The 24,970-nt window shown below is 40.9% G+C and carries 21 protein-coding genes and 1 pseudogene; 8 read left to right on the forward strand and 14 right to left on the reverse strand.

Features of this window, described 5'->3' with window-relative positions; translation table 11 throughout:
* The first annotated feature begins 219 nt into the window (after positions 1-219).
* From PF479_RS15370 to PF479_RS15385, 5 genes and pseudogenes are all read left to right on the forward strand, one after another.
* Entirely contained in the window at positions 220-1,791 is a 1,572-nt protein-coding gene (locus PF479_RS15370; protein WP_298008179.1) for a hypothetical protein, read from the forward strand.
* 329 nt (positions 1,792-2,120) lie between these two features.
* On the forward strand, positions 2,121-2,735 hold the full coding sequence (locus tag PF479_RS15375) for a hypothetical protein (protein WP_298008181.1): 615 nt from the start codon (positions 2,121-2,123) through the stop codon (positions 2,733-2,735).
* Between the two features lie 466 nt (positions 2,736-3,201).
* Positions 3,202-3,702, forward strand: a pseudogene (locus PF479_RS20855) (6-hydroxymethylpterin diphosphokinase MptE-like protein); the annotation flags it as partial.
* 21 nt (positions 3,703-3,723) lie between these two features.
* Positions 3,724-4,239 carry a hypothetical protein gene (locus PF479_RS15380; protein WP_298008183.1) on the forward strand — a complete coding sequence of 172 codons (516 nt, stop codon included), beginning with the start codon at positions 3,724-3,726 and terminating at the stop codon, positions 4,237-4,239.
* Entirely contained in the window at positions 4,236-5,885 is a 1,650-nt protein-coding gene (locus PF479_RS15385) for a 6-hydroxymethylpterin diphosphokinase MptE-like protein (protein WP_298008185.1), read from the forward strand. The genes PF479_RS15380 and PF479_RS15385 overlap by 4 nt, the downstream gene beginning before the upstream one ends.
* On the opposite strand, the gene amrB is transcribed toward PF479_RS15385, so the two are convergent.
* A complete protein-coding gene (gene amrB, locus PF479_RS15390) occupies positions 5,876-6,700 on the reverse strand; it encodes an AmmeMemoRadiSam system protein B (protein ID WP_298008187.1) in 825 nt (274 codons plus the stop codon). The two genes, PF479_RS15385 and amrB, sit on opposite strands and share 10 nt — an antisense overlap.
* Before the next feature lie 215 nt (positions 6,701-6,915).
* Here amrB and PF479_RS15395 point away from each other — a divergent pair, with 215 nt between their 5' ends.
* The gene (locus tag PF479_RS15395) at positions 6,916-8,265 is read left to right on the forward strand and encodes a hypothetical protein (RefSeq protein ID WP_298008189.1); all 1,350 of its coding nucleotides are present in this window, start codon (positions 6,916-6,918) and stop codon (positions 8,263-8,265) included.
* A gap of 61 nt (positions 8,266-8,326) precedes the next feature.
* Here the strand turns inward: PF479_RS15395 and PF479_RS15400 are convergent, their stop codons facing one another.
* On the reverse strand, positions 8,327-9,259 hold the full coding sequence (locus tag PF479_RS15400; protein WP_298008190.1) for a ribonuclease Z: 933 nt from the start codon (positions 9,257-9,259) through the stop codon (positions 8,327-8,329).
* Between the two features lie 114 nt (positions 9,260-9,373).
* Here PF479_RS15400 and cls point away from each other — a divergent pair, with 114 nt between their 5' ends.
* Positions 9,374-10,828, forward strand: coding sequence for a cardiolipin synthase (gene cls / locus PF479_RS15405; protein ID WP_298008192.1), 1,455 nt, complete (start codon positions 9,374-9,376; stop codon positions 10,826-10,828).
* A gap of 3 nt (positions 10,829-10,831) precedes the next feature.
* On the opposite strand, the gene PF479_RS15410 is transcribed toward cls, so the two are convergent.
* The 3 genes from PF479_RS15410 to PF479_RS15420 all read right to left on the reverse strand — a co-directional run bounded on the left by PF479_RS15410 (position 10,832) and on the right by PF479_RS15420 (position 14,248).
* Complete coding sequence (locus PF479_RS15410) at positions 10,832-12,115, reverse strand: FAD-dependent oxidoreductase (protein ID WP_298008194.1); 1,284 nt, start codon at positions 12,113-12,115, stop codon at positions 10,832-10,834.
* Between the two features lie 12 nt (positions 12,116-12,127).
* Positions 12,128-13,441 (reverse strand): radical SAM protein, encoded by a 1,314-nt coding sequence (locus PF479_RS15415; RefSeq protein ID WP_298008196.1) that lies wholly within the window; start codon positions 13,439-13,441, stop codon positions 12,128-12,130.
* A gap of 162 nt (positions 13,442-13,603) precedes the next feature.
* On the reverse strand, positions 13,604-14,248 hold the full coding sequence (locus PF479_RS15420; protein ID WP_298008198.1) for a methyltransferase domain-containing protein: 645 nt from the start codon (positions 14,246-14,248) through the stop codon (positions 13,604-13,606).
* Positions 14,249-14,720: 472 nt separating this feature from the next.
* On the opposite strand from PF479_RS15420, the gene PF479_RS15425 reads away from it, so the two are divergent.
* Positions 14,721-15,203: a hypothetical protein gene (locus PF479_RS15425; protein ID WP_298008199.1), complete on the forward strand. Its 483-nt coding sequence runs from the start codon at positions 14,721-14,723 to the stop codon at positions 15,201-15,203.
* A 34-nt stretch (positions 15,204-15,237) separates the two neighbouring features.
* Here the strand turns inward: PF479_RS15425 and PF479_RS15430 are convergent, their stop codons facing one another.
* The 9 genes from PF479_RS15430 to purM all read right to left on the reverse strand — a co-directional run bounded on the left by PF479_RS15430 (position 15,238) and on the right by purM (position 24,966).
* Positions 15,238-15,945: an ABC transporter ATP-binding protein gene (locus PF479_RS15430; RefSeq protein WP_298008200.1), complete on the reverse strand. Its 708-nt coding sequence runs from the start codon at positions 15,943-15,945 to the stop codon at positions 15,238-15,240.
* Positions 15,938-16,732 (reverse strand): ABC transporter ATP-binding protein, encoded by a 795-nt coding sequence (locus PF479_RS15435; RefSeq protein ID WP_298008203.1) that lies wholly within the window; start codon positions 16,730-16,732, stop codon positions 15,938-15,940. Before PF479_RS15435 ends, PF479_RS15430 begins: the two co-directional genes overlap by 8 nt.
* The gene (locus tag PF479_RS15440; protein ID WP_298008204.1) at positions 16,729-17,955 is read right to left on the reverse strand and encodes a branched-chain amino acid ABC transporter permease; all 1,227 of its coding nucleotides are present in this window, start codon (positions 17,953-17,955) and stop codon (positions 16,729-16,731) included. The genes PF479_RS15435 and PF479_RS15440 overlap by 4 nt, the downstream gene beginning before the upstream one ends.
* A gap of 24 nt (positions 17,956-17,979) precedes the next feature.
* Complete coding sequence (locus PF479_RS15445; RefSeq protein WP_298008206.1) at positions 17,980-18,888, reverse strand: branched-chain amino acid ABC transporter permease LivH; 909 nt, start codon at positions 18,886-18,888, stop codon at positions 17,980-17,982.
* Positions 18,889-18,985: 97 nt separating this feature from the next.
* Entirely contained in the window at positions 18,986-20,119 is a 1,134-nt protein-coding gene (locus PF479_RS15450; protein ID WP_298008230.1) for a branched-chain amino acid ABC transporter substrate-binding protein, read from the reverse strand.
* A 496-nt stretch (positions 20,120-20,615) separates the two neighbouring features.
* The gene (gene purD, locus PF479_RS15455) at positions 20,616-21,866 is read right to left on the reverse strand and encodes a phosphoribosylamine--glycine ligase (protein ID WP_298008208.1); all 1,251 of its coding nucleotides are present in this window, start codon (positions 21,864-21,866) and stop codon (positions 20,616-20,618) included.
* Between the two features lie 12 nt (positions 21,867-21,878).
* Positions 21,879-23,378, reverse strand: a complete 1,500-nt coding sequence (gene purH / locus PF479_RS15460) for a bifunctional phosphoribosylaminoimidazolecarboxamide formyltransferase/IMP cyclohydrolase (RefSeq protein ID WP_298008210.1) — start codon at positions 23,376-23,378, stop codon at positions 21,879-21,881.
* A complete protein-coding gene (gene purN / locus PF479_RS15465) occupies positions 23,375-23,935 on the reverse strand; it encodes a phosphoribosylglycinamide formyltransferase (protein ID WP_298008212.1) in 561 nt (186 codons plus the stop codon). Before purN ends, purH begins: the two co-directional genes overlap by 4 nt.
* A 29-nt stretch (positions 23,936-23,964) precedes the next feature.
* Positions 23,965-24,966 carry a phosphoribosylformylglycinamidine cyclo-ligase gene (gene purM, locus PF479_RS15470; RefSeq protein ID WP_298008214.1) on the reverse strand — a complete coding sequence of 334 codons (1,002 nt, stop codon included), beginning with the start codon at positions 24,964-24,966 and terminating at the stop codon, positions 23,965-23,967.
* Between the last annotated feature and the right edge of the window lie 4 nt (positions 24,967-24,970).

The following is a 24,970-nucleotide window of genomic DNA, read 5'->3' on the forward strand; positions in this document are numbered from 1 at the left end:
GCGCTCTCTTTAGACGATGATGAATTGACTCTTGATTCTGATGAGCTCTCATTGGACGAAGATGAATTGACTCTTGAATCTGATGAGCTCTCTTTAGACGAAGATGAATTGACTCATGAATCTGATGAGCTCTCTTTAGACGATGATGAATTGACTCTTGATTCTGATGCGCTCTCTTTAGACGAAGATGAATTGACTCTTGATTCTGATGAGCTCTCATTGGACGAAGATGAATTGACTCTTGATTCTGATGAGCTCTCTTTAGACGAAGATGAATTGACTCTTGAATCTAAAGAAATGACCCTTGATGACTTGGAAGATCTCTCTTTTGATTCTGAAGAACCTTCATCAGAGGATGAAGAACTTATCCTTGATTTAACTGCCGATTCAGATCTCTCCCTTGACGAACTGAAGGATGAAAGTGATGATCTGATGACGGAAGAAGTCTCTTTAGATGATTTCGATTTTGATAATGAAGAAGGATCACAGACTCCAGTTCTTGATGTTTCCCTGGATGACATTGAAGAAGTCTCATTGGATGATTTTACCGCTGAAATGGATACCGTCTCTGAAGCCGTTACAGATGAAGAAGAATCAGAAGATTTTAATTTTGATCTGCAGCTCTCTGATGAAAATGGTGCAAATTATGATGAAGGTGAAATTGTAGATTTAAGTGATTCTGATGATTCATTGGAAAAAAGCAAAATTACAAATATAGATGATTTGGATAGTGATGAAATTACAAATATAGATGATATGGATATTGATGAGATTACAATTTCCGATGATCTGGAGGAGTTCTCCGACGATGAGATCTCTCAACCTGCAACAATTAATCTGTTGGATGTTGATAGAGACAATATAATTGACAATATAGATCTTGATTCATCAACTCTTCCGGAAATCCATGATTTTGACGATCTTGAAATAAACAATGCCCTGCCGAATATTATTGAATCAGATGATGAGATCACTCTTGACATTTCCGATATGGATAATGATATGAAGGATGAATCAGATGATTTTGATCTTGAAGAACTTGAAATTGAAGATTCTCTGGAATTAGATACTGATATGAAGGATGAACTTGATTCCATTGATACAATTCTTGAGGAATCTGACACTTTGATGGATGATGATCTTCCAGGTACAGAAGAGATCGATTTAAACTCATTAGAAGCCTTGGCCATTCCAGAAGAAGCTGATGTCATTCATGAAGAAGATGCAGATAGTATTGAAATTGATCTCGATGAAATCCCTGATACAATTTCAGGGGCTTTTTCAAACGAATTTAATTCGGACATGGATGATGCCGAAGAAGAAGATGTTATTTCAATTGATCTTCCCCAGGAAATCAGTTCTGAAATAGAGGAAGAATTAAGTGAGCCTGAAGAAATCATTGATCTGGACATAGAAGAAGTTCCTGAAGAATTTGGTTTTACTAGTGAAATTCCTGCAGAAGAAGAAACTGAAGAGATTATTCACGAGTTAATTGATGAAGCCAATCCATCTGAAGCATCAAAGCATGAGGCTGCACCACAACAGGATAAAAGCAGTGATAAAGAAGTGTCTCCTGCAGATCTTAAAGAGAGATCATTTCTCGATGATGCCAACAATAGTGCCAGTTTAAAAAAGCTTCCTCCCGCATTAAGAGAAGAAATAAGAGAAATCCTAACCTATATGGATCAACTACTGGAATCACTTCCAGAAGAAAAAATACAGGAATTCGCTCGGAGTGAGTATTTTGAAGTCTATAAAAAGATTTTTGAGGAACTCGGTATCACCAGCTGATGGGACTATTAAACAGAGCCAAAGATTCTCAAACTGAAATTGAAAACAACATTTGGAATCAATTTTTTAACAAGGTAGATTCCCTTGACACAGGAATTGATTTTGCTGCAGTTCTATTTCGGTATTTAACCGAGTATCTTGAAATTGAAAAGGCTGGCCTTTTTTTAAGTTCTGATAATTTCTCTTCATATAATTGTCTTCAATCAAAGGGTTATGATAAGACGACAACAAATCGTCTAAGACTTGATAACAAAGTTTTTGACTCTGATGTTTTCAGTATCTTAAAAATGCATAACAAACCTCTTTGTTCAACAGAAGTTCCTTCATTTTTGAAAGATTATATGTCCACCCGTGAATTTGGACTGCTTGAAGAGATATACTGGTTGCCCTTTTTTGCTGAAGAGAATCTATTTTCAGTCATAATGATCACTCAATGGAATAATTTTGCAGCAGAGAATTGGAATGAATCATTCAAAATTATCAGTTCCCGTTATTCAAAAAAAATATATAACAGCCGCAAGGCTTTAGTTGTAAATACTGAAGATTCAGCAAGAAAGCCTCAGAAGGAAGTTATTGAATCGGCCCTAAGAAGATATAATGGAAAAGACATCACCATCATAAAGGTAAATCTTATGTCACTGGTAAATCTTTTATCAGGAATTAAAGACGGCTTATCCCATTTGAATATCAAGAAGGAAGTTCTTTCTGTTTTCAGGACTATGGCAGGACCGCAACAGGAAATTCTTGAGGTTGAGAACAATCAGATCCTATTATTCCTGGACAATATACGTATACCTGATAAGAATCTTTTTCTTCATCAGTTATCTGCATCTTTGCCTTTACTATTTCAGGATCTTGATGAACCGCCCCATCTTGACGTTGTTGAGTATGCTAATCCTTTGAATGAAATTGAAAGAGAAGAACTCTTGAGAGTATTATTGTAAAATGGACTTGGAGAAGAGCCGTTCTGGGACTCCAACCGCTAGAATCAATAATAAATATCTTCATTCCAGGTATGACCCTGTGAAGGAAGCGCACCAATATATTAAGCATTGGATGCAGAATGAGAATTATTCAAAAAATAAATTAATCATTGTTCTAGAGCCTGGATTGGGGTATCTACTTAAAGAACTTTATCATTTTCATCCAAAAAGACTGATTTTCTCTGTATTTTTCAGCCAGGAAACCTTCAGGTACTGCAATGACATAGGTCTTCTCGAAAACATAATCACCTACACTCCTGATATGAACCAAAAAATCTCCGGCATTCTTGACCAAAACTTCGGTCACCTTCCAATCAGGAATATTTCATTTATGGAATGGTCTGCTGCTGGTCTTCTGTTTCCTGCCGACTGTCTTAGAATAAGAAAAAAGATTCTAGACCATTTGAAAATCATGCAGGGGAACGAAATGACAAAAAATCATTTTTCTCAGCGCTGGCTTATCAATGGGATAAGAAATTTTATACGCTTTGATTATTCATATACCATCTCTTCCAAAATCGATTTACCCGTCATACTGGCTTCTTCTGGTCCATCTCTGGAAAGACACATTCAACGAATAAAAGAGTTTGAATCTTCTTATATAATATCAGCACTGCCCTCTTCTCTTTCTATTTTAAAAGAGTATGGGATTGTTCCGGACCTGTTATTTACGACAGATCCGGGTTTTTATGCCCGGGAGCATCTTAAATTCCTTGATTCCCGTACCATTTGTATTGCTCCTATTACAGCTTCATTTTCTGATAGTGATAATTTAATTTCAGGCATTAATCAGGACAGCTTTATTGAATCTCTTCTCTTCCGTTCTGGAGAACTACCATTCCTTCCCGAAATGGGCACAGTCGCCGCTTCAGCTCTACTGTTTTTGAAAAGAATTTGCAATGAGACCATCTATATTGCCGGAATGGATTTTTGCATCCAAGATATAAAAATGCATGCAGAACCCCACTCATTTTCTCCATATATACTGAATAATGAATCCCGTTTAAATCCGGGAATCACATCATTTTTTAATCGTGCCACCAACATGGCCTCTAAAAAGGAAGGAAGATATAGATTTTCTAAAAACATGGACACTTATGCCGCCTGGTTTAGAAAGCAAAGCTTTGATGAGAAAGTATTCAGACTTGAACCGGTATATGTCGATCTTCCAATAAATACAATGAAAATGATTCCTTCTTTGCCAAAAACGCTGAGAAAAAATATTCAAATTAAGAAATCTACTGGCTATCCCAAATTAGAGACAAGAATGAATAGAGTGTCAGATCTAAGAAAAACATGGATCAAGGATATTCAAAATTTCAAGGAAAGGGATATAATTTCAAATCCTCTTGAAAAATTACTGTCTGAGTACCTCCCTGAATCTGGTCTTTCAAAATTGAATGAAAAAGACCGTTTTCTCGACAAGATGGATAGGCTTATTGATAAGGTAGGCTCTCTTCTATGAACAGTATAGTATTGAATAAAAATCTTCTCTGTCTGGCAACGACATCACCCGAGGCTGTTACACAGATCAGTCATAGCAAAGACTCGGTAGATATAAGTTTCATTACGGCCCGAGATGGTCATCTCATTCCAGTATTACAGGGCGCACAAGGGGAGAAACCTCTTCATTCCCGATTTGATCCTGTAAAGGAAGGGTTCCGTTTTTCGAACCAATATACCTCAAAGGGCACTGTTCTGGCCTATGGGATGGGGGGAGCCTTTCATTTACTTCCTATGCTGTCTAATCCCAACTTAACCAGTCTGATCATCATTGAGACTGAACCAGAAATTATGAGGGCCCTCTTAAGCCGTATTGATTTCAGCCCTCTTTTACTTGATAAAAGGGTCACTCTCTGGATATCCGATAATCCTAATGATTTCAGATCCTACCTCCTGTCAAAGTATATACCCGTTTTATCAGGAGACCTGCAAAGTTTAAGTCTGCGGACCCGGGTAGAAAGCAATACACACTTTTTTCATAGAGTGGCTATGGTTGTTAAAGAAGCCATCTCTACCATTACTGATGATTATACAGTGCAGACACATTTTGGAAAAAAGTGGTTTGTAAACACACTCACAAACTTGAAGGCTTCTGAAGAAACAACCCTGACATTGAATCCAGCGAATAGTGTTCAGATCACGGCGGCAGGCCCCAGTCTGGAGAAACAACTGGATCATTTGATTCTCTACAGAAATGAATCGACACTCATTGCTACAGATACTTCCCTGCCGGTACTGCTGAATCATGGTATTAAACCTGATATGGTCATCTCCATTGACTGTCAGCATATTAGCTATCACCATTTTATGCAGGGTTATCCTGAAGATATTCCATTGGTTCTGGATCTAGCCTCACCTCCATTTTTAACACGTATTGCAAAAAAACACCTTTTCTTTACCAGCGATCATCCCTTCTCCAACTATGTGAGTAGAAAATTTCGAAGTTTTCCAAGAATTGATACATCCGGTGGCAATGTAACTCATGCGGCTTTAAGTCTGGCCGAATCACTTGGAGCAAAAAAAATAAGCCTCTATGGAACTGATTTTTCTTATCCTTATGGGAAACCCTATTCAAGAGGCAGCTATATTTTCCCATATTTTCAGAAGAGCAGCACAAGAACCAACGGTATTGAGAGTCAGTTTCTTGGCTTTGTCCTTCATAATAAATCTTTAAATCGAGAAGATCTTTCTGGTGGCTTCCGTTATATATCAAAGCCCATGATTCATTATAAAACGAGTCTTGAAAATAAAGCCAACTCTATGAATGCTTTTGTTGAAAATATCAGAGGGGATGGTGTTTCACTAAATCTGGTGAATAAAAAACCAGGGAAATCATATGGATTTCGAATGATGAGTGCAGGACAATCCTTTCAGAGCCGCAGTGATTTTTTAAATGATTTTGCCCGGGAAATCAGAGAGTTTCCTGAAATAGAAAATTCACTGAGTGAATTCCTTGATTCTCTGAGTCTGGATCAGAAAGGAACCTTGATGTCGATGCTGCCGGCGGCGGCCCATTTTAGAAAAAATTGTGATTCAGGTGAAGATGCATTGAATCGTGCCAGAAAATGGACATTATCCCTCCTGGACAGAAAAGTTTTTTACGAATAAACAATGGATCCATATCCCACAAAGTCAACATCACCCGAATCATACATATCATAGCTGTAACGTTGATCAATGATACTGCCGCAGCTGATTCCTGCAGCCTGTGCAAAACCGCAAGCTCCCAGGGCTGCACCGGCAGAACAAGCCGTTTGATGAGTTGACACACTTTTCAAAGCCGACTTTTCATTCATGGACTTTAAAGTGTCCAAAAAATCCCGATCAAGACGCTTTATTTTTTCACGTGCTGATTGTCCGGTACCATAGTCAGTATAAGCAAAACGGGAACCATAATGTGAAAGATCTGTGGATCCCAAAAAAAATGCGTTGATTTTATTTTTTCTGCAGTAATTATAACACTCCCCACCCCAGAGGGAGGCTGAGAGGTTTGGTGCCAGTCTGACAGGCAATATCTTCAGATTCGGGCGTAAATATTTGATGAGAGGAAGATAGATTTCAACAGTATTATCAATTTCATGATCATCAGTAAAATAGGAGCATAGGCCTTGTGCTGCCTCTGAGGACAGAGACAGAGAGCCGAAAGGAGTCTCAAAGGAGGAATAGTTCAGGAGTCGCGGTTGAGACGTTGAAGTCAGATGCCCACCAGCGATTATAAGGAGTTCCGTCTCTTCAGGGATGCACTGGACCAGGGTATTAGCCAGTTCTCCTGAATAAGCCCAGCCGGCATGAGGTCCGAAGCCGGAGATGAAATGTGCCTTTTCATCATGAAAGACTGATTTCCAGCTGTTGATTTGTTTTTCCGCTAATTCCTTATTATGGGGATACCAGCCCTCAGGAAGTAACATTTTCCTTCTGTCCATAAAAAATCCTCTAAAAAATAATGCACAAAACTTTTTTTCTGCGTATAATGTTTACTATGAAAAAGGCAATTACAACTGTACATACAATTATAGTAATTTTGGGATTATTAGCAACTGCAGGATGGTCTTCTTACTATCTATATAATCAGCGTCAGTTCAATTCAGTGAACAACACTTCACGCATACCTACTTTGGTTAAAGATGTGTCGTCTTCATTGCAGTCAAGCCAAGCCCTTTATGATAAAGAGTTTGGTAATGATATCAAAAGGATATTTACTGAGAACCAGGATATTGTTGCATTATCAGTATATTCCTATGATACGGGAATTGAGTATTTTTATAGCAGGAATGGTCAGGTTAGTATTGTCAATAAAATTGATGAATTGAGTCAAAATCCTAAATACAAAGGTCTGTCATTTTCAAACAGTATCGGGTCAATGCCATTATCTTTAAAAGATAAACCAGGGACTAATATTGATATTATCTTTACTGTCCTTCCGCGAACATCTATTTTTTATGTTCTTAAGATTTCACTTCTTGCAGTCATTATACTTTTTGTCATTACACTAATTCTGATTGTGGCCTTTAGCTTATCCAGGACGAAGGGACAGGATGAGTCCCTTTCAGATTGGGAACAAGAAGAGACTGATCAAGAAGTCTCTCAGGATTCTTCAGACTTAGAGGACGACTCCTTTTCCGATGATGTATTTGACAAGTACGACAATGATTTGTCTGCTGATCAGGATTTATCACTGCCTGGTGGTGATTTTAATAATGACTCTGATTTTTCAATGGATGATGATTTTGGATTAGATGAACTGGATAAGGATCAAAAAGATGATATGGATTTTGACATTCAGGATGATTTTTCAACTGATGATATGAATCTGGAAGACAGTATTCCTGATATTCCTGATTCAGAAGATCTTATGGGTATGGATCATGAAGAGATGCCCATGGATGATGGTGATGATTCGGATGATGACTTTAGTTTTCCTGAAGAAGAGAGTCTTTTTGATGAAATGTCATCTGATGATTTGGATCTGGAAGATAATTCATTTGATTCCTCTGAGACTGATCAAGCCGCGCCTTCATTGTATAATCCTGACACAGGTTTGGGATGGGAATCTTTTCTGGAAGAAAGACTGGGACTCGAACTCGAAAGATCCGCATCATTTGATCAAGACCTTGTTTTAATGATGATAAAAAACGAATCTGATAATAGTAGTGATATGGATAAAATTTTGAAAATTATCAAGGAAGTATATACATACCACGATTTGATTTTTGAAGCCGGTAAGGATAGCCTGGCTCTGATAGAACCCAATAAAGATCTTGATGAAGCCATTATTGATGTTCAGTCTCTGTTCAAAAGAATGGAACAGGAAATGGATATCAGCAGTTTGAACTGCGGTTTGTCATCCAGGAATGGACGGTTGATCACAGGTAAGAGGCTGATAAAAGAAGCTGATACTTCTCTGAATAAGTCGGATGAAGAAAATCCGATTGTCGGTTTTCGATCTGATCCTGAAAAATTCAGAGAGTTTTTGAATCATTCTTCCTGATCTGGAATAAAACCTGATAAAAAAAGGCTGTGTGCGATAAGTATCGCCTCACAGCCTTTTTTTATTCCTCATAAGGAATTTCAAGCCTCATTCTATCCCGGCATAAAAATGTATCAGGAAAAATTTCACGGGCTTCTTTTAACAGATTTTTCAATTCTCTTTCAGTGTATCGAGGACTGTAGTGTATGAGCCCCATCTTTTTAATATTTCCTGCTTTTTCTGCTATCGTTGCTGCCTGCTGAGAAGTGAGATGTTTCTTTTCTCTTGCCGAAGCAGCGAGGGAACGATCGAACATGCCCTCACAGATAAATAGATCCGATCCGGCAACTTCTTCTGCCAGAGCAGGGACAAAGGAAGTATCAGTCACAAAACTGAATTTCCGTCCCTTTCTTGTACCGCCCATCACCTGGACAGATTCGACCAGGGTTCCATCTGTCAGTTCTACAGTCTGACCGTTTTGCAGCTGTGACCACATAGGACCACAAGGCACTCCCGCCTCTTTCGCTTTTTCAGGAAAGAAGACACCTGGCCGATCCTTTTCTTCCAGAATATATCCGACACAAACCTTGGAATGATTCAAGGGAACAGAGCGAATAATCAGTTCATCCGTCTCGTATACAATCCCTGGTTTTTCCGGTTCCTCTATTTCCTTGATGATAATATCGTAGTTTACATACATATCAAGAACCTGTCGGCTTGTTTCTATATATTCTTTTATCCTGGGTGGACCGATGATCGTCAGTGGCTCGGTCCGCTCAACCTGTGACGAGAGCATAAGAATACCCGGCAAACCTGTAATATGATCGGCATGGGTATGAGAAATAAAAATTGTGGTTATTTTTTTCCATCTGAGATTCAACATTCGCAGAGAGACCTGAGTCCCTTCGCCGCAATCAAAAAGAAATAAGTCCCCTTCTCTTCTTAAGAGAACTGATGTCAGGTTTCTACCGGGCAGAGGCATCATTCCCCCCGTCCCTAAAACAAATACTTCCATAATGAACAGAAAAATAGCAAAAAAATCAGATAAAGGGAAGTTGTCTTTCCTAATGATCGTAAATTCTTGATCTATTGACTGCTCATAAAGTAGAATCATAGATCAGGAGTACCAATGTTATTATCAGTTCTGAATTATTTGTACTATGTGAACATTCTTATAACTTTTGTAGCCGTCATTTTTATTTTGCTTTCTAATAAAGAAAGTGAATCTACCATCGCCTGGCTGCTGCTTATTATAGTTCTTCCAGTATGGGGACTCATCTTCTACATACTCCTGGGTTTGGATGTTAAAAAACATAAGGTGATACAGCGAAGACCGGAAGAGTTGTTTGCCGAAAGGCTGCATCCCCTGCTGCAATCCCAGAAAGAACTGATCCACAACAGTGAAGTGGGAGACAGTGAATCTCTGACTGATGTGCTGAAAAGTATGAATCTTCTTCTCAATGCCAATCAATCTGCTTTGACAATTGATAATCGTGTCAATGTATTTTATTCAGGAGAAGAGCTCTTCCAGCATCTCCTTCGTGAATTGAATGATGCCCGGGAATCCATTCATATGGAGTATTTCATATGGAAATCGGATGAGCTCGGTCAGAAAATCAAAGATGTACTGATAAAAAAGGCTCGGGAAGGAGTAGAAATAAAACTAATATTTGATGGATTGGGTTCATTTGGGAGAATATCTTTTAAATATAAGCGTGAACTAAAAGATGCAGGGGTCCAGTTCAGCTATTTTAAGGATTTGAACCGCTTTATAGCCCGTCTGAAGATCAATTACAGTAATCACAAGAAGATTGTCATCATTGACAGCAGGATTGCTTATACGGGCGGTATGAACATCGGAACCGAATATATAGACGGTGGAAGTAATTTTGAATCCTGGAGGGATACCCATGTCAGGCTTCAGGGAACGTCAGTCAAAATCCTTCAGACCATTTTTTTGACCGACTGGTTCAATTGCGGCTATGAAATGTTAGTGCAGGACAACTTCTTTCCGGAGGAAACAGAAAATATTCACGGTATTCCCATGCAGATTGCCGTGAGCGGACCCGATTCTCAATGGAATTCTATAGAGCTGTTGATATTTAACATGATTTCCAATGCTAATCATGAAGTTTATATTCAAAGCCCCTATTTTATTCCTGATCTGGCCATCATGAGGGCCATGGAATCAGCCGCTATGAGCGGCATTAAGATCACCCTCATGATGGCAGGCATTCCAGACAAAAGGATTGCCTGGTGGACTGCCTACACCTATTTTGAGCCCTTGTTGAGAGCGGGTGTCCGTATCCTTCACTACATGGGTGGTTTTCTTCATTCCAAGGTGGTGATCATGGACAACATCGTCAGTACCACAGGGACATGCAATATGGATATAAGAAGTTTCAGATTGAATTACGAGGTGAATTCTGTTTTTTACGATCAGAATATCACACAAGAATTGAAGGATCACTGTTTAAAGGATGAAGAAAAGTGCAGGGAGATTCTCATTGACGAAATCATGTCTTTGAAAATCTCCCAGAAACTGAGGAACTCTGTTTGCAGACTGTTTTCTCCCCTTATGTAAGACTCAGCTCAATTCCCTGGATATGGCAATGGCGGCAATGGTTCCGTCAGAGACTGCAGTTGTGATCTGTCTGAACTTTTTTGTTCTGATATCTCCCGCTGCATATATATCCGGTAGATTAGTCAACATATCCTCATCGGTGACAAGGTAACCAAATTGGTCTTTCTTCAGTGTCTCAGGGAAGCCTGTCAGATTCGGTAAGAATCCTACAAATACGAATATTCCATTTGTATTAAGGGTTTTTCTTTCCTTGCTTTTCAGGTCTTCAACGACAACAGACATATCCATGGAACCATTCTTTATGAATTCCCTGGGCTCATGCTCAAAAAGAATATTGATCTTTTTATTGTTAAAAATCTCTTCCTGAGCCTGCTTGTTGGCCTGTAGTTCTGCAAACTGATGAATTATCGTGATGGATTTTGCAAATTTTGCAATGAAAAGAGACTCCTCAATGGCGCTGTTCCCACCACCGATGACAATGACATCTTTGTCTTCAAAATACTTGGCATCACAGGTTGCGCAATAGGAAATACCATTCCCTCCATATTCTACTTCACCGGGGACACCCAGTGGTCGTGGTGAAGATCCTGTAGCAATAATAATTTTATTTGCTTTTATGGTTTCAACACTGTCAATTAGAATTTCTTTTTTAACCAGATCAATGGAACTGACATCGACAGCTGGTCTGAAATCCACACCGGCACCCTTGGTTTGTTCACTCATATAATGAGCCAGCATGAATCCCGGCTGAGGTTCGATAAATCCGGGATAATTGGAGACCTGATGTGTGGTTGACATATATCCCCCGGTCAGTGCGATATCAATAATGACTGTCTTCAGATGAGCCTGTCCCAGGTAGGTTGCTGCAGTGAGACCCGCAGGACCACCCCCTAGAACGGCAACATCGTACTCGGTCGTGAAAGTTTTAATGCTGTTGTGAATTCCGGCCGCCAATTCAGGTCCAACCATTTTATCTAGGTTTTCAACGATGGCTGAGCGTTTGATCCCACCGGTTTGACGATCAGCTATTTCATTTCCATTCTCAAAATATAATAAAGTCGGAGAGCTTGAAACTCCCAGTTCTTCACTCAGTTCTCTGTTTCCCTGTCTGAATACTTTAACAAATTTCAGATCATTGCCATACAGTTCACTTAGAGCCGTAAATTTGGAGGCCAGAGCCTCACAGGGGGGACATTCAGTGGAATAAAAGTCAACAACAACTTTTCCTCCACCCAGTACTTCAGATTTCCATGCATCCGCATTCAATTCTTTAATTTTTCCAGCCATTTTCAGTCTCTCCTATTCTTCAAAATACATCGATAAACCCAAAGACATGAGTTCTTTTACAGGGCGGCAGTCCGGTTTTAGAATATTTCCAGTCCTGTTTTTGGCGACAGCGGCACAACCTCCACCACAGGCTAGCTGGACCGAGCAACTCCTGCATTCTTCAATGGAACAGACATCCCGTTCCTGCCATTGTTCAATCAATTCTTCATTAAGTTTTATTTCTGGGAAAAATTGCCCTAATTCTTCCCCTTCCTTGCCCACTGTAGCAGTACATGAATAAATTTGTCCGCTGTAATCAAAGGCCCACTCAGTCTTTCCTCCCGGACAGGAATCAAAAAGAGGGTCCGGGAGTTCTCCCTGTTCAAAAAGAAAGCGGGATAAGGAAAAAGTGGGTCTATGAAATTCAAGGATTTCCGGATGATCCTGAAGCAGTAGATAAATGTGTTCATACATACTGATTCTGCTGAAGAGGAATTCCTGCTCTTTTTGGCAGGAATGTAGCTCATAATTTCTTCCCAGCTGTGTTTTAAACAGACTCGAAGCGGTCCATCCTTTCTGGATGGCATGATTGGCCAGTTCGGGCAGGCTGTCAATATTCTGTTTATCCAGAACAACTCTCAGGTTGACGGGTATCTGATTTTCAAGACAGAGACTGACTGCATCTGAAACGATATTAAATGTTGACCCTCCCCCTTTCAAGGGACGTCTTATATCATGCATGTCCCTGGGCCCATCAATGGTCAGCTGAATTTCCCGTATTCTGGATTTTTTCAGACGGGGAAGATAGGATTCCAGAGAGAATCCGTTTGTAACGATGGCGATAGAAAGACCACGCTCATCGGCTTTATCCAGAAAATATTCAATTATTTTTCTATGATTTTCCGATGGGAGAAGTGGTTCTCCCCCGAAGAGGGTCAGATAAAAATCACTGCCTACAAATTTTTGATCAAGATAGGCGTAAAAAGCATCAATGACCTCTTTTTGATCCTGAGGTCTGGAATCTTGTACGTATTCCCCCTGATAACAATAGGTGCATTTAAAGTTACAACTGTAATCGGGTACATAAAAAACCTGTATTTCTGCTTTTTCCTGCTGGTCGCTAATCTCCAGATATGAGTTACGGAACAGAGTTTTTTCTTTTTCTTCATCCATATAGTAACCCTTTTCAATAAAGGGAGCCGGGTCTTCAAGCTTATCATTCTGAAATTGAAGGGCCATTGCCGAATCAAGGAGATCAGCCTCTCCGCTAAGGGGATTCAGGATATACCAGGATTCTGAATCTTTTAATTGCGCTGTGATTGTATGAAGTGATTTTCTAAGTTGCATTTGAATTCCTTTAAAAACCGGGCCTTACGGCCCGGAACATTATCAGTCGTGGCATCCTGCAACAACTGGGGAAATCTTAGCACAGCACTGAGCTGTCTTTATTGTCATTCCCGTTTTTTTGCGGATCAGAGATTTCATAGACTCTACCTCCTATTTTAATATTTAACAGCAACATTTCCCGGCTTTAAAACCAGTCAATGTGAAACTGACTACACTGATTTTCCCTTTTTCATAAGGCTTGCTCTCTTCAAGAATATTCACCTGAGTAAAACCGGCTTCTTCGAGAAGAGAGAGGTACACTTCTTTCGTGACAGCTCCGGCCCAGCATTCTGAAACTGCAACAGGATCATTGGCATATTCCAGAGGAACCGTCTCGGAAGAATAGATATCACTGATGGTGAAACGTCCACCTGTTTTTATAACCCTGTAAATCTCGGCCCAGGCTTTACTCTTATTTTCAATATGATTGAGTACACAATTTGAAATAACCAGGTCTACAGTTCCACATTTAAGGGGAAGAGTTTCCAGATCTGAGTGAATAAACTCAACATTTTTGATTCCCAGCTTTTCGGCTGTTTTTTTGGCTTTTCTGATCATTCCATCTGAGAGATCAATACCGTATACAAACCCATTCGGTCCTACCTGATCGGCCATTCTCAGGACATCATTTCCTCGTCCACTTCCCAGATCAAGGCAGGTTTCTCCTTTTTCCGCTCCGGCAAACTGAATGGCTTTACCGCAAGAAAGGCAACAATCACTGTCGGCCAATTCTGTATATCGTATATTGATTGCGTCGATACTTTTCACAATATGATTCCTTTCTTTTTATTATAAGGGTTGGTAAATGCAAAGTCAATATTCAACATATTCTATATATAACTTAGCAAAATATGATGGGATTAGTCAATTCTTTTTTGTTAAGTTATGGATATTTCATACTTCTCATGACATATTACATTAAGTATGTATAAGATTATATTCCGTATATTCCTAATTTTGACTCTCATTTCATGTCAAAGTCTTTCAATGGATGAAAAAAAATCTGTAGTATCAGTTGAAAACACAGGACAGATCTATCCTGAATCCCTGGGAACTGAAGTATCCCGGGTTATTGAAGAGACTGAGAGACTCATAGAACGCTTTGATGCATTTGAATATCAGGAGAGACGAAATATCGATGATAGAGACTGGTTGATGTCCTTTATAAATTTCAATGCTGACAGAGATCAGTTCCTGGTTCAGTTTCTCTATGAAAATTTAAAATACAGAGACTGGAGCAGTGAGGAAAAAAAAAGAGTATCTGAATCATTTTATAACCATCGACAAGGATGGAGTTCAAGATGGTCTTTTAATACAGAAACGAAATGTTATCTGGGAAGAGATTTCCTATTTGCTGGATAATAGTATGCTCTTTCTGGACACCCCCTGGATAGTGAGGGACTTTTATGATGAAAGAACTGAATTTAATTACTGGTATTTAATCTACCTTGCCAGAGTCCGCTACCCTCATTGGATGGAAGAAAGAATACTTCCCGGCATGCTCGAATTGATTCCGGAAGACAGAATCACTGGTGTCAGTTATTTGTGGATAAAAAATCCAGACAGCCTATGTTCCATGGAAAATGAAATTGTGACCACAGGCTATCCCTGGAACAGTCTGCTCTATCTTATGGATCTAAATACATTTCTACAGAAAGAAATTGAAATCATCAACCCTTCAGAGTCAGATTTCATTCTACAGAATCAGGGATGTTTATTCTGAAAGGAGAATCCTGAAATAAGGATTCCCCTCCGGATTAAATTCCCAGATATGCCTTTTTAACATCTTCGTTGGAAAGCAGTTTGTCTGCATTATCGGTCATACTGATACGACCTGTTTCAAGAACATACCCTCTGTGGGCTATCTTAAGTGCCATATTGGCATTCTGCTCCACCAGGAAAATAGTCGTATTATTCTCTTTGTTGACTTTTTTTATAATATTGAAAATCTGCTGTACAATCAGAGGTGCCAGCCCCAGAGAAGGCTCATCCAGTAGAAGCAGACGGGGCCTGGCCATCAAGGCTCTGGAGATAGCCAGCATCTGCTGCTCTCCACCGCTTAATGTTCCACCCTGCTGGTTTCTTCTTTCTGCCAGTCTTGGGAAAAGGTCATAGATATAAGTTATGTCTTTTTTTATCTCTTCTTTATCATTTCTGAGAAAGGCTCCCATATCCAGATTTTCTTTCACAGAGAGTTGAGGAAAAATACGACGCCCCTCGGGAACCTGAGAGATTCCTAATGAGACAATCTTATCAGGTGACATGGATGAGATATCCTTTCCTTCAAATTCGATAGCCCCTGATCTAATGGGAACGACGCCGCTGATGGACATCAATGTCGTTGACTTTCCTGCGCCATTGGCACCGATGAGGGTAATAATCTCACCTTCGGAAACATCAATGGAGATATCCTTCAAGGCATGAATATTACCGTAGTAAGTGCTGATATTTTTAATTTTAAGCATCAATATCCTCTCCCAGATAGGCTTTTATGACTTCTCTGTTATTTTTTATTTCCTGAGGAGTGCCTTCTGCTATCATTTTTCCATAATCGACGACATAGATCCGCTCAGACAGAGACATGACGAGACTCATATCATGTTCAATAAGGAGGATGGAAATGTCTTCATCCGTTCGCAGCTTCTTAATCAGATGAACAAGGTCTTTTGTTTCCTGAGGATTCATGCCGGCAGCCGGTTCATCCAGTAGTAGGAGGAAGGGATTGGTCGCCATGGCTCTGGCGATTTCAAGCCGTCTCTGAGCACCATAGGGAAGATTTTTGGCTATTTCATTGACGAACATTTCAAGCCCTATCTTCTTTAGAATTTCATAGCAGTCATCAATCACCTGCGTTTCTTCAATCCGGTTTTTTTTAGTTCTGATAACAGAACTGAGAATTCCTGATTTCAAGGACTGATGCCGGCCGATCATCACATTTTCAAGAACAGACATATTACTGAATAATCTTATGTTCTGAAAGGTTCTTGCCAGCCCCTTTCCGTTGATAACATTTGGTTTAAGGCCGTTTAATATCGATGATTTTCCATTGGGAATGTTCACCTTGATCTCACCATGAGTCGGGACATAAACACCGGTTACACAGTTGAAGAATGTTGTTTTTCCGGCACCATTGGGACCGATAAGGGCTACGATCTCACCCTTTTTAATGTTCAAACTGACATTATCAACAGCCCGGAGACCTCCGAAAACCATGGACAGGTCATTGACTTCCAATATGGGGGCTTCACTCATGCCTCACCCTCCTGTGATTTATTCTTATCAGCCGCAAATTTGTAGGATTTTCTGACCTTTGGAATTATCCCGCCTGGCCTGAAAATCATCATGAGAACAAGGGCGATACCAAAAATAAGCATTCTATACTGTGAAAAGGCTCTGAGATATTCCGGCGTGAGTATGAATAGCAGTGCACCCACAATAACCCCCGGTATGGAACCCATACCACCGATGACAACAATACAAAGAATAACAATAGACTCCCAGGTCGTGAAACTGGCAGGGTTGATGAATGTCGTTTTGGCAGCAAAGAGGACACCCATAATCCCGGCCCATAGGGCTCCCATGGAAAATGCCGTCAGCTTGGCTCTTGCAATATCAATACCCATGGACTGGCAGGCAATCTCATCCTCCCGCATGGCTTCCCAGGCACGGCCCATCTTTGAACTTTCCATTCTTCTGATCACGAAAATTGTCAGGATCGTAAGTCCGATCGCTATAAAATAGGTGAAGTTTGTGACTTGGGCCAGGTTCAGTTCCTTTCCGAAGAAATCCGGTCTGGGAATATTGGCGATACCGCTGGGACCAAAAGAAAAATCATTCCAGTTTTCAAGAATAAGACGGACCATTTGTCCAAAGGCCAGGGTCACTATTGCCAGATAGTCTCCCCGGAGGCGAAGGATGGGGAAACCAAGGATGATCCCGAATAAGGCACTCAGGATGGCGCCCAGGGGAAGACAAACCCAGAAACCTAAACCAAAATGGTAAAACAGCAGCCCATAGGTATAGGCGCCGACGGCATAAAAAGCCGCATATCCGAGGTGAAGCAAACCGCCAAAACCAACAACGATATTCAATCCTAATCCAAGAACGACATACATCAAGGCTGTGGTCAGGATGCTTGTCTGGTACATGGACATGATAAAGGGATATAGAAGGACAATCAGAATTAAAACAGCCATGGAAGAATATCGGTCATTCTTTTTCTCCATGTATTTGCTGATTTTTTCTGTAAGAGGGTTTCTACTTGTACTTGATCCTTTCCTATCTCTTCTTTCAAGAAGATATTTCCAGAGGATGGATAGGAAAAAAGATCCTACTCCCACATAGAGGAGATTCATCCAGCGCCAGATGACTGTGTCTGTTATGGTATTTACTTTCATGACAAGGAGTGGAAATGTCAGAAACATAAACCATAAAGAAGTCAAAAAGGCTCTTTTTAATTCTTTAATACTAAACATTATTGTGTCTCTCTTTTATGGGAATCAGACTTTTTCATTTTCTTTTCTACCGAGAAGCCCTGAAGGTTTGAAAATCAGAATGAGAATCAGGATGATAAAGGCAAAAGCATCTTCATAATCACTAGAGATATAACCTGTACCGAAACTCTCGGTCAGCCCTAAAATAAAGCTTCCCAGGACGGCACCGGGTACACTTCCTATTCCTCCCAGTACAGCCGCGACAAAGGCCTTTATTCCCGCTATAAAACCGATGTAGAAGTTTATCTGCCCGGTATGTGAACTGATAAGCACGCCGCCCAGGGCTGCCGTGGCTGAACCGATTAGAAAGGTCATAGAAATAACATTATCCACATTGATTCCTACCAGTTGAGCCATCTGCTTATCCTGGGATGTGGCTCTCATGGATTTACCCATTTTTGTAAACTGTATAAGCAGTGTTAAAAGAATCATTACCACCGCTGTTGATATCAGGATTAACAGCTGTGTTGTGCTGATAAGGTGCTCGATGAGAGCCAGAATTTTTAATCTTGGTAATAAAGTGGGAAAAGGAAGAAAATCTGAGGTTTGTGCCAACAGAACATAATTCTGAAAAAAGATGGACATACCGATGGCACTGATCAGAGCGGAAAGACGAGGGGCATTTCTCAAGGGACGGTAAGCCAGTTTTTCAAGAGTGACTCCATAGGCTGCTGAATAAATGATAGCAGCAATTGAAGCAATCACAAAAATAAGTACGGGGTTCATACCTGTAAAAGAAAGAGCACCGCCGATAATGAGAGCAGTAAAAGCGCCAATCATATAAATTTCACCATGGGCAAAGTTTATAAGTTTGATAATACCGTAAACCATGGTGTATCCCAATGCAATCAATGCATAGATACTCCCTCTGGTAAGCCCGCCCAGTAGAAGGGCAAAAAAGTATTCAAAATTCATGAATTAATACAGCTCCTATTTTTTGAAATACCTGTTCACAAACCGAAAGCAGATACCATTGGTATCTGCTCCGGTTTGTGAGATTAATTCTGAGAACTTACTTCAGTTGTATGTAAGCTCCGTTCTGAACCTGGTATACGGCAAAGCCCACACCGATAGCATCGCCATTTTTATCAAAGCTGATTTTTCCAAGAGGAGTCTCTACATACTCACTCTTAAGAGCAGCATCAATGGCAGCATACTCGGTAGAACCGGCTTTTTCGATAGCATTGATCACAGCAACAGTGGCAGCATAAGCATTCAGGAAAAAAGCACCGGGCTCTTCTCCGTATTTTGCCATAAGATCTTCAGTCGCTTTGATAGCCATGGGGTTGGATGTTGTATCAACAGGACCGGTTGCGTATACACCTTCTGCATATTCTGCAGCTACCTTGATAAAGGTATCGTCTTTAACACCATCATCAGACAGGAAGGGGATATCCAGGTTTTTCTTTCTCATCTGGCTGATCAGTTTAGAAGCTTCGGGGTGGTAACCACCAAAGATCAGAGCCTCTGCACCAGAATTGGCAATTTTGTTGATGATGGCAGAATAATCTACTGCACCAACCTGAATTCCTTCAAATAGAACAACTTCCACACCAGATTTTGTCTCCAGAAGTGCATTACAGAATTCGGCAAAACCTTTTCCGTAGTCACCCTTGTCATGGAGGACAGCTATTTTCTTTAGTCCCAGTTTATCAACAGCAAAAGCGACTTCAACATCAGCCTGAGCGTCATCGGGTGCAATTGTTCTGAAAAAGTTAGGATAATCTCCACTCTTTGTCAGAGGAGGGTTTGTAGCAGAAGGAGACATGGTGATAATCTGCTCATTCTTATAGATTCCCAGGGCTGCTTTGGTAGCACCGCTGCAAATATGACCTATAACAGCAATAACATTTTCACCTACAAGTTTTGCAGCCGTATTTGTAGCTACTTCAGGTTTACAAACGTCATCTTCAATGACGAGTTCAATCTGTTTTCCCAGTACTCCGCCCTTGGCATTGTACATATCCACAACAAGCTCTGCGGCTTTGATGGAAGGAATTCCGTAAGATGCGAGGTCTCCCGAGTGAGCCCCTGCAACGCCGATCTTAATGGTATCAGTTTCTCCCTGGCCATTGGCAAAAGCACCAAGCGCAACGAAAGAAATGAGTAATAATATTAATAACTTTTTCTTTTTGTTATCCTTAATCCGGTTTCTAACCTGATATTTATTAAAGGTTAGATTATTTTTATAGGGTTAAAAACTCAAATTGTCAATGTTGAGTTTTTATCGTAGCATAATTCGTGATAATAGCACAATTATTTGTAATAATTCTTCTTTTCCACTCAAATCACCTTATGAACATTCGCATTTCAGAGTCAACATTGATTTTTTTAACGGATTAGTCGAAGCAATATCATGAAAAAGTAGGATTTTACTGTTAAATAATGTTGATAAATTTTTTAGAAACCTTTGAAATAAACCAGATTGTACCTATATTTCTTATAAAATATATTTTATTTCATATAAAAAAATCAATTAAATACATATTTGTTGTTTAATTTGGTTTGTCTATTTTCTTAATTTACTAATTAATAAACATTCTTTTCTTATTTGAAGATTTTGAAAAATTGATTTGCTTGATAATAACGAAGTTGTCAAAACCACCCCGATATTAAGGGGTGGGTAATTGATCCTGTTTATATTAAAAAGAACCACCGATATCCCGGCGGTAGACACTATTCCTGAATCGGATTCTGGCTACATCCCGATAACAGGCTGTTCTGGCACTCTGAAGATTAGTTCCGTTGGCTACTACATTTAAAACCCTTCCGCCTGACGTCAGAAGCACAGAATCCTTTAATGCAGCTCCTGCAATAAAAATATCACTTTGGCAATCGGTAATACCCTCAATGGGAATCCCCTTTTCATAGGGTCCGGGATATCCTCCCGATGCCATGACAACGCAACAGCAGCTTCCCACTTTCCACGTCAATTCTGTTGTATCCAGATTACCGGAAAGGGTATTTTCAATGAGTTCCAGCAGATCTGAATCAAGGAGTGACAATACTGCCTGTGTTTCGGGATCCCCCATCCTCAGATTATATTCTAATAGATAAACCCCTCTCTCATTGATCATCAGCCCAAAGAAGATGACCCCGGGAAACTGAAGGCCTTCCATTTTAAGACCCTTGAGAGTGGGGAGTAGAATATCTTTTCGGAAAGTATTCATGACAGCCTCATTGATATGCGGATTAGGAGCAACCACCCCCATTCCGCCGGTATTAGGGCCGGTCTCCCCTTCTCCAATCTTTTTGTGATCCTTGGCACTGAGGAGGGGCAGTATTGTTTTGCCGTCATAAAAGGAGAGAATAGAGGCCTCCACTCCTTCCAGGAATTCCTCAATGACAATGCTGTCCCCGGCTGTACCGAATTCTTTTTCTTTCATCAGCAGATTGAGAGCCAGCCTGGCTTCGTCCTTATCCTGACAAATGAGTACACCCTTCCCCGCAGCCAGTCCATCCGCCTTTAAAACAACAGGATAATCACAGCCTTCCAGGTAGTGTGCGGCTGGATCAATGGAATTGAAGTTTTTATAGGCCGCTGTTTTTATGGAATATTTCTGCATGAACTCCTTGGCAAAACACTTACTTCCTTCCAGAAGAGCGGCTGCCTTGTGAGGTCCCAGGACCGGGATTTTCTTTTCTAAAAATTTATCTGCTATTCCAGATACCAGCATGTCCTCTGAACCGGGTAATGCCAATCCTATGCCATTCTCACCGGCAAAATCGGCCAGTTCCTGAATATCAGTGATGGGGATATTCTCACAACCGGCTTCACCGGCGGTACCGCCGTTTCCCGGAGCACAGTAGATTTTGCTGACTCTATCATTCTGCAGAAGCTTTTTGATCAGGGCATGTTCTCTTCCGCCGCTTCCTGTTACAAGTATTTTCACCTGGTTTTTCCTCTAGTGTTTAAAATGGCGCATTCCAGTGAAAATCATGGGAATGCCTTTTTCATTACAGGCCTTGATTGAGTCTGCATCCCGAATGGATCCTCCCGGCTGTATGATGGCCCTGATGCCTTTTTCAGCACAAAGGACAACCACGTCATCAAAGGGAAAAAAAGCATCCGAAGCCAGGATTGTTCCCTCTCCGGCTCTTTCAATGGCTTGCTGTGCGGCCCAGATTCTATTTGTCTGTCCTGTACCGATTCCTGTGGCTTTTCCGTCTTTAACAACAACTATGGCATTTGATTTGACATGTTTGACGACTTTCTGTCCAAAGATCAGATCTTCTTTGAAGGCTTCTTCGGGTGCTGCATCTGTGACTACTTTAAAATCCTGGGAGAAACTCAGGTCTGCATCCTGGACCAGTATTCCACCATCCACCTTGACCACATCCAGGGGATCCGATGGTTGGGCACTGGTTTGAATGATTCGGAGGTTTTTTTTCTTCTTCAATACTTCCATTGCTTTTGCCGAGAAGGAGGGAGCCACAACAATTTCAAGAAATGTTTTCACCATTTCGATAGCCGCGTCTTCTGATACTTCCCCATTGATAGCCACAATACCTCCAAAGATGGAAATAGGATCACAGTCGTAGGCTCTTTTATAGGCATCTGCCGCATCCTTACCCAGGGCTACACCACAGGGAGTTGAATGTTTCAAACCACAGCAGACCATGCTGTCAAATTCGTTGACAATCTTCCAGGCTACATCCATATCCCGGATATTATTGAAAGAGAGTTCTTTGCCTCCCAGCTGTTTAAAATCGGCAAAGGCTCCACCGCCCCATGTATTGGTGTAAAAGGCGGCCTTCTGGTGAGGGTTTTCTCCATAACGAAGGTCCATGTTCTTGGAATAGGAACCATTCAGGAATGCCGGCATGGCGTCTCTTCCAAGAAAAAACTGGCTGATTGCCCCATCATAGGCAGATGTCAGGTTGAAGACCTTTCCTGCCAGGATTTTCCTGGTTTCAAAACTGACATCTCCCCTGTTTTCCATCTCTTCCATAACGCTTTTATAATCTTCAGGATTACAGATGACGGTCACATCCTGGAAATTTTTCGAAGCCGAGCGGAGCATGGTGGGTCCTCCGATATCGATGAATTCGACTTTTTCTTCAATGCTCTTGTCTGTATCTACTTCATCAAAGAAGGGATACAGGTTGACAACAACCATGTCGATGGTTTCGATCCCTTCTTCTTTCAATGTAGACATGTGTTCTTCATTATCCCGAATTGCCAGTATCCCTCCATGAATCACTGGATGAAGTGTCTTCACACGTCCATCCAGCATTTCCCGGCCACCTGTCACGGCTGCGACTTCAAGAGGGTTTAGCCCCTGCTCCTGAAGGTACTTGAATGTTCCGCCGGTGGAGATGATTTCCCAGCCTTTTAATTTAAGGAATTGTCCCAATTCCAAAATACCATCTTTATTAAAAACACTGATAAGAGCTCTTTTCATACTTCCTTTCCCCGTTTCAATTCTTTATTTGATGTTTTTATGATCTTTGAAACAGCATCCACCAACAGCTGGTGTTCCTGTTCTAAAACCCTCTTTTGCAAAGTTTCGGGATTGTCATTGGATAATACCGGGACTTCCCTCTGCAGAATGATATCTCCCGTGTCTATGCCTGTGTCTACAGTGTGAACGGAACAGCCGCTCGTCTTCCGCCGGTCATCAAGCACGGCCTGATGAACCTTAATTCCGTACATACCCCTCCCTCCAAAATCCGGAAGCAGTGAGGGATGAATGTTGATGATCTTTCCCTTCCATTGACTGATAAAGGCAGTACTGAGTATGGACAGGAATCCAGCCAGAACAATCAGGTCCGTGTTCCGGGGGATCCTTTCAAGAATTACATCGGAAAGTTTATTTCCCCATTCTTTTCTGTCAACAAGACAGGTTTTAATATTCGAGACTTTTGCTCTTTTCAACCCGAAGGCTTCTCTGTCGGCAATGACGGTTGTGATTTCAGCCTCCAATTGACCTGACTGAACGGCGTCAATCAAAGATTGCAAGTTCGACCCTCCACCGGAGACCAATACGACTATATTAAACATATCTTCTTATCGGATTTTATTATTTGACCCAGTATGGCCACAGATTCACCAAGAGTCTCAAGGGTGGAGACAATCAGCTCTTTTTGTTCTGCTCTGACAATCAGAATAAAGCCCACACCCATATTGAAGGTTCCCCACATTTCTTCATCAGGAACACCTTTTCCCCGGAGCCAATCGAATATTGGAAGAACGGGTACTGAATCTTTCATGATTTTACCACAGAGTCCCTCGGGAATTGTTCGAGGAAGATTTTCAGGAAGACCTCCTCCCGTGATATGAGCCATTCCGCTGATGTGTTCAAAATGGGATTCTAACAATTTAAGCACATTTCTGACATAAACACGGGTTGGTTTCAAGAGTTCTTTGTAAACAGGCTCTCCCTGGAAGTCTTCATCCAGATCAGTGACAAGAGAGCGTATGAGACTGAAACCGTTGCTGTGTACACCGCTGGATGCGAGTCCGAGGATGATATCACCCTCCTCCACGTCCTTTCCATTGATGATTCTATCCCTTTCAACGGCACCGACACAAAAACCGGCCATATCATAGTCGCCGTCTTTATAGAAACCCGGCATTTCTGCGGTTTCTCCTCCCACAAGGGCACAATCTGCGTCCTTACAGGCTTCGGCCATTCCCATAACAATTTCGCTGGAGACATCAGAATCCAATTTTCCACAGGCCAGATAATCCAGGAAAAAGAGTGGTTTGGCTCCCTGGCATAAAATATCATTGGCACACATGGCAAAGCAATCCTGCCCCACAGTATTGAAAATCTTTTTGGTAAAGGCGATGGCAAGCTTTGTTCCCACACCATCGGTCCCTGAAACCAGAACGGGATTCTTATAATCCTTCAGGGCATAAAGAGAGGCGAAACTGCCTAATCCGGTAAGAACATTCTCATTATGAGTTTCAGTCACCTTTGATTTGATTTTATCAACAGCTTTGTACCCTTCTTCTTTATCTACACCAGAATCTTTATATGTGTGCATTCAT

Origin of the sequence: Oceanispirochaeta sp., assembly GCF_027859075.1 — a bacterium.
In the GTDB taxonomy this organism is placed as follows: domain Bacteria; phylum Spirochaetota; class Spirochaetia; order DSM-2461; family DSM-2461; genus Oceanispirochaeta.

Excerpts from the sequence above, each read along its gene's own strand:
- purH (WP_298008210.1), bottom strand. The coding sequence starts at position 23,378 with ATGAAAAGAGCTCTTATCAGTGTTTTTAATAAAGATGGTATTTTGGAA.
- PF479_RS15380 (WP_298008183.1), top strand. The coding sequence starts at position 3,724 with ATGCATGCAGAACCCCACTCATTTTCTCCATATATACTGAATAATGAA.
- PF479_RS15410 (WP_298008194.1), bottom strand. The coding sequence starts at position 12,115 with ATGGCTGGAAAAATTAAAGAATTGAATGCGGATGCATGGAAATCTGAA.
- PF479_RS15435 (WP_298008203.1), bottom strand. The coding sequence starts at position 16,732 with ATGAGTGAAGCCCCCATATTGGAAGTCAATGACCTGTCCATGGTTTTC.
- PF479_RS15430 (WP_298008200.1), bottom strand. The coding sequence starts at position 15,945 with ATGCTTAAAATTAAAAATATCAGCACTTACTACGGTAATATTCATGCC.
- amrB (WP_298008187.1), bottom strand. The coding sequence starts at position 6,700 with ATGGACAGAAGGAAAATGTTACTTCCTGAGGGCTGGTATCCCCATAAT.
- PF479_RS15415 (WP_298008196.1), bottom strand. The coding sequence starts at position 13,441 with ATGCAACTTAGAAAATCACTTCATACAATCACAGCGCAATTAAAAGAT.
- PF479_RS15440 (WP_298008204.1), bottom strand. The coding sequence starts at position 17,955 with ATGTTTAGTATTAAAGAATTAAAAAGAGCCTTTTTGACTTCTTTATGG.
- PF479_RS15400 (WP_298008190.1), bottom strand. The coding sequence starts at position 9,259 with ATGGAAGTATTTGTTTTAGGGACGGGGGGAATGATGCCTCTGCCCGGT.
- PF479_RS15385 (WP_298008185.1), top strand. The coding sequence starts at position 4,236 with ATGAACAGTATAGTATTGAATAAAAATCTTCTCTGTCTGGCAACGACA.
- PF479_RS15445 (WP_298008206.1), bottom strand. The coding sequence starts at position 18,888 with ATGAATTTTGAATACTTTTTTGCCCTTCTACTGGGCGGGCTTACCAGA.
- cls (WP_298008192.1), top strand. The coding sequence starts at position 9,374 with ATGTTATTATCAGTTCTGAATTATTTGTACTATGTGAACATTCTTATA.
- purM (WP_298008214.1), bottom strand. The coding sequence starts at position 24,966 with ATGCACACATATAAAGATTCTGGTGTAGATAAAGAAGAAGGGTACAAA.